Source organism: Cupriavidus sp. SS-3 (genome assembly GCF_035818815.1).
Taxonomy (GTDB): domain Bacteria; phylum Pseudomonadota; class Gammaproteobacteria; order Burkholderiales; family Burkholderiaceae; genus Cupriavidus; species Cupriavidus taiwanensis_C.
Genome location: NZ_JAYLVT010000049.1, coordinates 1 through 1,223, shown reverse-complemented (window position 1 = coordinate 1,223; position 1,223 = coordinate 1). Strand labels below are relative to the sequence as shown.

The window sequence follows — 1,223 nt, the reverse complement described above, 5'->3', positions numbered from 1 at the left end:
TCGGGCGCCTTCGCCTTCGGTTCCTTCTTCTTGAACATCTCCAGCATGCGCTGGGTCACCAGGAAGCCGCCGAACACGTTGACCGCCGCCAATGCCACCGCCAGCGTGCCCATCACGCGCCCGACGCCGCCTTCGGTCAGGCCCGCGGCGAGCATGGCGCCGACGATGATGATGGCCGAGATCGCGTTGGTTACCGCCATCAGGGGCGTATGCAGGGCCGGCGTGACCGTCCAGACCACGTGGTAACCCACGTAGATCGCCAGCACGAAGATGATCAGGTTGATCACCGTGTGGTTCACCATCTCCATCGACTTCTCCTCCGTTGCTTTGAAACCGGGATGCTGCGTGTTGCTGTGATTGTTCTTTGCAGTATTACGGTGGGGCACGCCAACGGCCATTGGCTCTTAAATTTCCGGTGGCGTGCTCCCTCTCCCGCAAGCGGGAGAGGGGAGCAACCCTTCAGGGGTTGATATTCAGACCTTCTTGATTTCCTTGATGCCGTTCTTCTCGTTCACCAGGATGACCTTGGGCTTGTACGTGGCGATTTCCTCGTCCGTCATCGGCGCATAGGTGCAGATGATCAGCTGGTCGCCCAGGTGCGCGCGGCGCGCGGCGGCGCCGTTCAGCGAGATCTCGCCGCTGCCGCGCTCGCCCTTGATGATGTAGGTGGAGAAGCGCTCGCCGTTGTTGACGTTGTACAGCTCGATCTTCTCGAACTCCTTCATGTCGGCAGCGTCCAGCAGGTCCTGGTCGATGCCGCACGAACCCTCGTAGTTGAGGTCCGCCTGCGTCACGGTGACGCGGTGGAGCTTGGCGCGGAGCATGATGCGTTGCATGGGTGATACGTCCTTATATCTGAAGCGAAAGCAGTGGGCGCGCTGCGCCCGTTGGAGTTACGCCGCCTCGCGCACGACCTGGCCGTCCCTGCACATCAGGCAGGCGGCGACGATGTCGTCTTCGAGGTTGAGCGTGAACTGGCCGTCCTTGTCGACGACCAGCTTGAGGAAATCCAGCACGTTGCGGGCATAGAGCGCCGAGGCGTCGGCCGCCACCATGCTGGCCAGGTTGGTATGTCCGATCAGGATCACGCCGTTGTGGTTGACCACCTGGTCGGCCACCGTCAGCGGGCAGTTGCCGCCCTGGGCCGCGGCCAGGTCGACCACCACCGAGCCCGGCTTCATCTGCTGCACGGTCGCTTCCTGCAGCAGCACCGGCGCCTTGCG

2 protein-coding genes and 1 pseudogene are annotated in these 1,223 nt (G+C 62.9%); all 3 read right to left on the bottom strand.

The features are described 5' to 3' along the window. The coding region (locus U9J39_RS29360) for a proton-translocating transhydrogenase family protein (protein ID WP_326348797.1) at positions 1–308 on the bottom strand (308 nt) is incomplete at its 3' end. A 165-nt stretch (positions 309–473) separates the two neighbouring features. Then, positions 474–836, bottom strand: coding sequence for an aspartate 1-decarboxylase (gene panD, locus U9J39_RS29355; protein WP_012353832.1), 363 nt, complete (start codon positions 834–836; stop codon positions 474–476). Positions 837–893: 57 nt separating this feature from the next. Beyond that, positions 894–1,223: pseudogene (locus U9J39_RS29350) on the bottom strand (NAD(P)(+) transhydrogenase (Re/Si-specific) subunit alpha); the annotation flags it as partial.